This is a genomic window from Paenibacillus sp. VTT E-133291, from assembly GCF_002264395.1.
In the GTDB taxonomy this organism is placed as follows: domain Bacteria; phylum Bacillota; class Bacilli; order Paenibacillales; family Paenibacillaceae; genus Paenibacillus_AQ; species Paenibacillus_AQ nitricinens.
This window is the reverse complement of record NZ_NFVA01000152.1, coordinates 1-8,082: the sequence shown is the minus strand read 5'-3', so window position 1 is coordinate 8,082 and position 8,082 is coordinate 1. Positions and strand designations below refer to the sequence as shown.

The 8,082-nt window shown below is 44.8% G+C and carries 9 protein-coding genes; all 9 read right to left on the bottom strand.

From position 1 onward, the window contains the following. Positions 1-476: 476 nt before the first annotated feature. The 9 genes from zwf to CA598_RS30400 all read right to left on the bottom strand — a co-directional run bounded on the left by zwf (position 477) and on the right by CA598_RS30400 (position 7,863). Positions 477-2,027, bottom strand: a complete 1,551-nt coding sequence (zwf, locus tag CA598_RS30440) for a glucose-6-phosphate dehydrogenase (protein ID WP_094874745.1) — start codon at positions 2,025-2,027, stop codon at positions 477-479. Positions 2,028-2,217: 190 nt separating this feature from the next. Then, the gene (locus CA598_RS30435; protein ID WP_094878911.1) at positions 2,218-3,033 is read right to left on the bottom strand and encodes a YwmB family TATA-box binding protein; all 816 of its coding nucleotides are present in this window, start codon (positions 3,031-3,033) and stop codon (positions 2,218-2,220) included. Positions 3,034-3,149: 116 nt separating this feature from the next. Beyond that, on the bottom strand, positions 3,150-3,803 hold the full coding sequence (locus CA598_RS30430) for a response regulator (RefSeq protein WP_179281788.1): 654 nt from the start codon (positions 3,801-3,803) through the stop codon (positions 3,150-3,152). An 18-nt stretch (positions 3,804-3,821) separates the two neighbouring features. After that, positions 3,822-4,856: a sensor histidine kinase gene (locus tag CA598_RS30425; protein ID WP_094874747.1), complete on the bottom strand. Its 1,035-nt coding sequence runs from the start codon at positions 4,854-4,856 to the stop codon at positions 3,822-3,824. 30 nt (positions 4,857-4,886) lie between these two features. Further along, positions 4,887-5,534: a cell wall-active antibiotics response protein LiaF gene (liaF, locus tag CA598_RS30420; protein WP_094878910.1), complete on the bottom strand. Its 648-nt coding sequence runs from the start codon at positions 5,532-5,534 to the stop codon at positions 4,887-4,889. 124 nt (positions 5,535-5,658) lie between these two features. Beyond that, positions 5,659-6,363 carry a PspA/IM30 family protein gene (locus tag CA598_RS30415; RefSeq protein ID WP_094874749.1) on the bottom strand — a complete coding sequence of 235 codons (705 nt, stop codon included), beginning with the start codon at positions 6,361-6,363 and terminating at the stop codon, positions 5,659-5,661. Positions 6,364-6,366: 3 nt separating this feature from the next. Further along, entirely contained in the window at positions 6,367-6,834 is a 468-nt protein-coding gene (locus CA598_RS30410; RefSeq protein ID WP_094874752.1) for a PspC domain-containing protein, read from the bottom strand. 4 nt (positions 6,835-6,838) lie between these two features. Beyond that, positions 6,839-7,516, bottom strand: coding sequence for a PspA/IM30 family protein (locus CA598_RS30405; protein WP_094874750.1), 678 nt, complete (start codon positions 7,514-7,516; stop codon positions 6,839-6,841). Between the two features lie 44 nt (positions 7,517-7,560). Beyond that, entirely contained in the window at positions 7,561-7,863 is a 303-nt protein-coding gene (locus CA598_RS30400) for a LiaF transmembrane domain-containing protein (RefSeq protein WP_042191767.1), read from the bottom strand. Positions 7,864-8,082: the final 219 nt, after the last annotated feature.

Genomic DNA, 8,082 nt, shown 5'->3' with positions numbered 1-8,082 from the left:
TAAGCTTGACTAAAACATGCATTTCGGAGGTTAAGGTCCGCTCGGTCCGTCCCAAAGAGGTGTGTGTTAATTGGAAACAGGGCTCCCCATGCCTACCTGTTGAATACAGGCCCCTCCCTTGAATTCGTTTCACATTTCTCCGCAATCTCTTATAGTAAAATAGTTGTATTTCCTACACTTATAAGAAGTATTGGCATTTCCAATCGCCTTTAGTTGTATTTGATGCAATTAAAAATTCAATGTGCTAGCTTTTAGGCCTTATGCGGAGAAAATAGTTGCAGAGAATACACTTAAAAGACTAATTTCCACCCAATATGTGATTTTAATTGTACAAAGTGCAGTTATTTGAAAAATGCTCCTGTCACCCGAGCGGCATTTGGAGCCAGTGTGGCCTTGGGAGACTGAGTGTTTTCTAATCTCAGCATTACAAAAAATCTCCCTGCATCCTCTGCAGGGAGATAGCATTAACGCAAAGTTTAGTTATTCTTCAGCCATACTACATTATCTTCTTCTTGACCGTTTACCGGCCACCAATGGAAGCCATCCTGAGCAAGCAATTGATCCGCTTCAACCGGACCCCAAGTGCCAGCAGGATAAGAAGATAAATCACGCGACTCTTCCTTCCAAGCCTTCGCAATACGATCCACGAACGACCATGCCGACGATACCTCATCCCAACGAGTGAAATAAGTGGAATCTCCACGTGCCGCGTCATGAAGCAAGCGCTCGTAAGCTTCCGGGGAATTAATTCCAACCAAGCAGCTCTGACAGAAGTCCATAGCTAGTGGTTGAATTTCAGACTCGGAACCCGGCTTCTTGGCATTAATCTTTACATAAATGCCTTCCATTGGGTTCACACGGATAACAAGCAGGTTAGGCTCCAGCGTATGCTTTTGTCCCAAATAAACATTGGTTGGCATTCCCTTGAACTCAACTACCACTTCCGTTGTCTTCACCGGTAGACGTTTACCTGTACGAATATAGAAAGGAACTCCAGCCCAGCGGAAGTTATCTACAAACACACGGGCAGCAAAATACGTCTCAGTACTCGATTCAGGATCAACCTTATCTTCCTGACGATAAGCAGGAAGGGGCTTTCCACCATGCAAGCCTTGAATATACTGTGCTCTCACGACGTTCTCACGAACCTCGTCAGATGTACCATAAGGACGAAGGGAACGAAGTACCTTCACCTTCTCGTCACGAATATCTTCTGCAAGCAGACGGCTTGGTGGTTCCATTGCGATCATAGTCAGCAGTTGCAATATATGATTCTGGCCCATATCCCGTAACGCTCCAGCATGGTCATAATAACCACCACGCTCTTCAACACCTACGGTTTCGCCAAGTGTAATTTGAATATTGGCAATATGCTTATTATTCCAAAGCGGTTCGAAAAAAGCGTTGGCAAAACGAATGACTTCGATATTCTGAACCATTTCTTTACCAAGATAATGATCGATCCGGTAGATCTCCTCTTCCTTGAATACCTCACGGATCTGCTCGTTCAGCTGCTCAGCTGACTCCAGATTATATCCAAAAGGCTTCTCGATGACGAGGCGATTCCAACCTGTGCTATCCAGCATGCCGCCAGCCTTAAGGTTGAACGAGACACTGCCGAACAATTCAGGTGCCAACGCAAGATAGAACATCCGATTGCCCGGAATTCTGAACTTCTCTTCAAGAGCTTCTGTTTGAGCTCTTAATTCACGGAAGCCATCAATATCGTTGATGTCCAGAGATTTGTATTCAAAATGCTGTACAAACTCATTCCATTCGTTCTCTTCTCCCGCTTTATAACGGCAGAATTCAAGGATGGATTCCTTCACATCACTTCTAAATTCTTCCTGAGTACGCGGGCGCCGCGCCACGCCAATTACCGCAAAATCATGTGCCAGCTTACCTTCACGGTACAAGCTGTAAATCGCCGGGAAAAGCTTACGCCGGGCTAAATCTCCGGTTGCCCCAAAGATAAAAAAGACAGCACCGGGTGTGTGCAGTGCATCAAGGGTTTGATTTTCAGCCATGGCTCCTCATCTTTCTGTATGTAATATAGTTTATTGACATTCTCAGCGTCGAGTAAACGACGTTATGTCATTTTAGCATATTCCTAAAAAGGATGCTATCAGATTCCTGACAAATACTCTCGGGATTTCGCGAATTTCAATTAAAATTTCTTATTACTAATTATATCTTTGCTTATAAAAAAGGAATTTGTCAGTATTCGATGGTGATTAATGGTAAGCCAATGGTTAGGCGATTCGTCCCATTTTGATCTTCCTGATGCACTGCGATTTGCGCTGAAACCGAATGGTTCCCGCTGACTACCGAGCGTTTCAAATCAGGAATCGAATACGTACGGCTGACTGTTGCTACATCCTTATAGCTCTCTTTCTCACTCACAGTTTTAAACTGCTCTTTAAGTAACCCTTCGGTTTGCGACAATACACCTTCAGGTCCCCCCTGGTTTTCAGCTATTCCTTGAAGGGATACATTCCATTCTGCCTTGATGTTACTCTGTTCTAGGATTGTACTAACTTCATCGGCAGCCCCCTGAAAGCTAACCTTATCCTTTAAATCAGCAGTATCTAACGTCACAATAACATAACTATTTCCTTTTCCAAGCTCGCTCCAAAATAAGGAGAGACGTGATCCATATGGTTGTACCGCTGCTGAACGATAGGTCATATGCCCATCTTCATCAATTCCTGACGGTACTGTCAATCCAAGGCGGGCGCTAAGCTTAGCCACTTCAACAGAAGGATCATTGTAACCGCTGATTGCCCCTTGCCATTTTAAGACGATACGCAGTGGTGAACCGGATACCGTTGTTTTCGTCCCGAGATCTATTAAACTCATCAGTGAAGCATTCAGTTCCGATGTTACTGATGTATGCGAAACAGCTTCGTCTTGATCGATTGATTTTGCTTTAGCGCTTTGAAGGTTTACCAGTAAAGCTACAGTGCAGCACAGGAATAATAATATAAAAAGAGTCCCTTTTTTTGTTCCATTGTTCAACATAGCCTTCAGCATAATTTATTCTCCCTTTCGAACCTCTCTAGCAATCTACTAGACAGTATGTACGAATTAGGAGATTCTAAACTTATGCATTAAAAAAGACTGAAGCAAGAGGCTTCAGCCTTTGGTTTCTATTCAGCTAGTCCATTTTTATATGCATAAATAGCTGCTTGGGTTCGGTCTTCCACACCCAGCTTCGCGAGAATATTCGTTACATGAAATTTCACAGTCTTGATCCCAATAATTAGTTGGTCCGCGATATCCTGATTCGATTTACCTTGCGCCAGCAGACGTAATACTTCCATCTCGCGCTCTGTAAGCTCTTTATAAGCAGGAGATTCACCCTTTGCATTGTTTCTAAAACGATTCATCATTTTAGAGGCGACCTGTGACTCCAGTACAGACTGGCCTCTTGCCGCGGCACGGATGGCATCTGCCACTTCAGTAGCTCGTGAGGTCTTTAGTAAATAACTGAATGCACCTGCTTCAATCACCGGATACATTTTTTCATCATCCAGATAGCTTGTCAACACAATAACTTTGATTTCGGGATACTGCTTCATTAGCTGTTTGGTCGTTTCAATTCCATCCATACCATCCATTACGAGATCCATCAGGACTACATCCGGATTGTACTCTTGTGCCAGGCGGATACCTTCTTCCCCACTTCCAGCTTCCCCTACGACTTCTATTCCGTCTTCAGTACCTAGAACAGCAGCTAGTCCAATCCGTACCATTTCATGATCATCTACAAGCAATACCTTAATGGCTTCCTCCATCTCCATGGTCACTCTTTCCTCCTATTATTCATTGACTAACGGAACGGTAATTTCAATCCGCATTCCTTTGCCCGGAGCGGTAATAAACTGAATGGAACCTCCGATTTCATTCATCCGCTCCTGCATATTCGACAAACCGTAGGAAGTTTGTTTACTATCATCCATTTCAAAACCAATCCCATCATCACGGAGCGTCAACCGTACCGTATCTCCTCGACGATGCAGCCTAATTTCCATCTTTTCTGCTTTCGCATGACGAAGCGTATTAGAGATTGCCTCCTGCACAATACGGAATAAGTGATTCTCTACCCCTTTTAGCAATTGTACATCAGGGTCCATCTCGAACACGATTTCTATCGGTACTTTAACCTTAAGCTCCTTGATCAGCTCCTGTAGCCCCTGCTCTAATCCCTTACCTTCCAAATAAACAGGTCTTAAGTGCAGCAATAATGCTCTCATCTCTGATTGTGCTACAGCAGACATTTCCTCAATCAGTGCAATTTGCCGTTGCGCCTTGTCAAAATCCTTCTCCAGGGTCCGGCCTACAGCCGTGGCGGTCATAGAGATCGCGAACAGCTGCTGAGAGACAGCATCATGCAATTCACGCGCAAGCCGTTGCCGCTCTTCCATAATAGCAGATACTCGTGCTTGCTCCGCGAGCTTCGCGTTATTTGTAGACAATCGCTGCAGTGTTGTCACTTGGTTTTCCCATTTTCCGCTGATTCGGCCCAATTGTTCTCCGAGCCTTCCCAGCTCATCATCGCCCAAGTCTGGCATAGATAGCGTTAAGTTTCCCTTCTCCCACAATACGAGCGTTTCTCTCAGGCGTTCCAACTTTCGCTTTACCCGAAAGCTCTGATAGAAGCCAAAGCCAACTCCGAACCCCATGGGCAGCAGAATTAAAGTGAAGGCCGTACGTAATCCAATCGTCCAGCTTTCAAAAGGTTTCAAATAGCCATATGTATACATGGTGTACAATATCACTAGCAGCATGACAAAAGAGAACAGAGCCCCCTCACCCATACTGCGTGACATCATATTTTTATTCTTTCTTTCCATACGGGGACCCTCCCTTCAGTATCAAACTAATCAGGATAATCGCACATCCAAATCTCCCATCAAATAAGACACACTAAACTTTACCTTATACTCACTGCTCTCATAGTTAGGGGATTTCCAGTTCAGACGGTTTAGCATACCTGTGTCCCGCTGGTTACCAAATTCAATCGATCCAAAAAGCACAAAGGCTTCGATTTCTATCCCGTAATCATCTGACAATTGAATGTCCATATCCCCAAAGATACCTTGAAACAGCATCACCGTTTCTTTTTGCTCCGCCATAGCCAGTGAAAGATCAAGATCGGCCTCTCCAAGGATATGCCATGAGCTGAGGCTATGCATCACCCAGGGTGAGCGATCCCAGTCAAATCTAGACGAAAAGTTCTGCTTCTGCATGAACCCTTCCTTACGCTGAACTCTTTTGGATTTAGTAAAAAACATCCCTAAAGAAATCAAGCAAATCCCCAGTACCAGCACCAAATGATCCAGCAAAAGCAATATAGCGCCAATTCCGAGCAGCTTATAACCCTGCTTCACTTTGCCTGACGTCGTGCGGTAGACTCCTAGGAACAGGAATAGAAGCGCGACAATGGAGAAAAAGCCGAGCCATCTACCAAAAATCATCATGCAGCCAATACCGATCAGTCCGATGGCAATCAAACGGTTTCGTTTATCCATTTCGCACCTCCTACAAGATATATTATAGCCAGCCGCTACAAAAGCCATATCGGTATGGAGATCCATACCGTATGGCTTCTTCTTGTCCAGCATATCATATCTGCTTAAGTTTTAGGAACAGGATTTAATCTTCTTTTTTGTTTAAAGAAGGAGCAGCCGGTGTATCATTCAGCTTGCTTCTTAATGCAGCCAGTTGCTCATCCACTTTCAGTTGCTTCTCAACATCGACTGGTTTAGTGTAGGCAGCGGATGGGCTGTAAGGTGCACGCATTACATCTGCTTCTGCTTCAAGCTGCATAATCTTCTCTTCCATCCGGTGGAAGCCGAGTGACGCACTGCCACTTTCGATGGAATGCACGCTACTGATTTGTGTCATTTGTTTCTTCGCCTTAGCCATTTGAGCGCGGGATACGAGCTCGTTACGCTTGTTGCGCAGCTTGTAGAATTCATCCTTCATATCATGCAGCTGTCCAACCAATTCCTTCGCTTGCACTTCAGCCTGAGCATGAAGATCGCTGTATTCCGCTTGTTTTTGATCGAAGTAGATTTTTTCTTCCAACAGCTTGCGAGTCACTTCTTCTTGGCCGTTTTTCAATGCCAATTCAGCTTGTGCTCCACGTTGTGCGGACATTTTTGCTGCTTCTTCCACGCGTTGCTTCATGCGACGTTCGTTCGCCATTTGCTTGGCAACTGTAACTTCCGCTTCGTGAATTTCAGCCTCCATATCGCGCAGATATTGGTTAAGCATTACGATTGGGTCCTCTACCTTATCCAACAAGTCATTTACCGACGCCTTAGTCATATCTTTAATTCTTTGAAATACTCCCATGATTTACAATTCCCCTTTCTCATATTTAGACAGTTTTTGTTTGAGTTCTTCTACTTCTTTTTGCAGAGCCTTCTTCTCGATATCCTTCATCATCGCATCCAAACCGGAATCCGGAGCTGAATAAGCGTTGTTCTTTTCAAAATTAGGATTGTAGTTAGGTTGGCGTCCGTAAGGTCCATGTCCGCCATTAGCCTGCGGTCCGTGTCCATGTTCTGGTCTACCTGAGTAAGGACCATCGAATGGGCCACCCGGTGCACCAGGGCCTGGTCCGAAAGGATTATAATGCGTAGGCTCCTTCGGAATGACCAGCGCAGCGATGAAGTACACTGGAATCACGGCACCTCCTGTAAACGGAATGCTGACCAGTAACAGAATCCGGAATAGCGTGGAATCAATACCGAGTGTCTCAGATAATCCACCTGCAAGACCCGTCATCACTTTATCTCTTGTTGAACGATATAATCGACTCATAGCGCTACTCCTTTCCACCATTGTTCAGTTTCTCCTTTAAGCGTGCCATTTCTCTTTCGAGTACGGTAGCTACAGTCTCACCTGCTTGCACCGCATATTCCTGCCCCATGCGACGTACATCGCGCAGGCTCTTCGCTTCTAATTCCCAATCTGACATCCGATCTTCCAGACGTCCGAACATTTTGGGAACATCACCACCGTTACCATAAGCACTTGCTCTTTGATTCATCCGTTGCTGCAGTCTCAGCGACTCCATCCGGGCTGCGTAATACTGACGTTTGCTATAAACTGTCTGATACTCTATTTTCAGCTCATTCAGCTGTCCTTCAAGTTCAAACAAGGATTGCTTACTTTGTTCAAATAGCCCGCTGTACTGCTCCAACTTTTCCTCGTGAATGATCTTTTCTTGCAAAGCCAGCTTTGCAAGATGATCTTCTCCTGCTTTTAATGCGAGTAACGCCTGTTCCTCACGTTTGTTTCTCATGGCAGTCGCTTGGTTCACTTGCTGTTGCAATTGCTTCGTATGGGAAGCGTATTGCTGATACAATCTTTCAGCTTCACTGATTTCCTCGCGAGTTGAATGTAGAAATTGATCAATTAGCTTCACAGGATCTTGACTTTGCTCTAGACGTTCATTTAGATTAGCTACTGTAATATCCCTCATGCGACGAAAAACACTCATAATCTCCTGCTCCCTCCCTGCTTCTTGTTTAAGTACAATTCTTCTTAATAAGTACCATTTCTTCTACCCTTTAAAGCTGACACTCCCCATACGATCAACGCCACACCTAGAAGTGGTCCGATGATCCAGGAAAGCTTCGCGATCAAGGTCATGACACCAATGAACATTAGTACCCAACCGATAACCTTGCGTCCACTCTTAATCCCATAGTACCCGAGAACAACCAGCAATACTGGGAACAGTAGTCTGAAAATACCGTGAATCAGAGGAAGCGCTAAACCGAGCAGCATTACCGCACCAATCACAATCAGTACAACCGCTAATCCGTTTCCTTGTCTTCTTTGCATTATTTTCTCACCGCCTTTCGTTGTCCTTAACCTTATAGCCTTATTCTAGAGCAAATCGCAGACTTTCAAAACAGACCAACGACGGTTTTTGGTACTGGACCTTAGTCGAGGTAGCTGTGCGACTGCAGACCACTATAGGGCTAGCAAAGGACTTTTCATCAATGAAATAGCGACTTTAACAAGCATAAACGCCTTTGGCGTCCTTATAAGGACGGTAAG

Excerpts from the sequence above, each read along its gene's own strand:
- zwf (WP_094874745.1), bottom strand. The coding sequence starts at position 2,027 with ATGGCTGAAAATCAAACCCTTGATGCACTGCACACACCCGGTGCTGTC.
- CA598_RS30435 (WP_094878911.1), bottom strand. The coding sequence starts at position 3,033 with ATGCTGAAGGCTATGTTGAACAATGGAACAAAAAAAGGGACTCTTTTT.
- CA598_RS30430 (WP_179281788.1), bottom strand. The coding sequence starts at position 3,803 with ATGGAGATGGAGGAAGCCATTAAGGTATTGCTTGTAGATGATCATGAA.
- CA598_RS30425 (WP_094874747.1), bottom strand. The coding sequence starts at position 4,856 with ATGGAAAGAAAGAATAAAAATATGATGTCACGCAGTATGGGTGAGGGG.
- liaF (WP_094878910.1), bottom strand. The coding sequence starts at position 5,534 with ATGGATAAACGAAACCGTTTGATTGCCATCGGACTGATCGGTATTGGC.
- CA598_RS30415 (WP_094874749.1), bottom strand. The coding sequence starts at position 6,363 with ATGGGAGTATTTCAAAGAATTAAAGATATGACTAAGGCGTCGGTAAAT.
- CA598_RS30410 (WP_094874752.1), bottom strand. The coding sequence starts at position 6,834 with ATGAGTCGATTATATCGTTCAACAAGAGATAAAGTGATGACGGGTCTT.
- CA598_RS30405 (WP_094874750.1), bottom strand. The coding sequence starts at position 7,516 with ATGAGTGTTTTTCGTCGCATGAGGGATATTACAGTAGCTAATCTAAAT.
- CA598_RS30400 (WP_042191767.1), bottom strand. The coding sequence starts at position 7,863 with ATGCAAAGAAGACAAGGAAACGGATTAGCGGTTGTACTGATTGTGATT.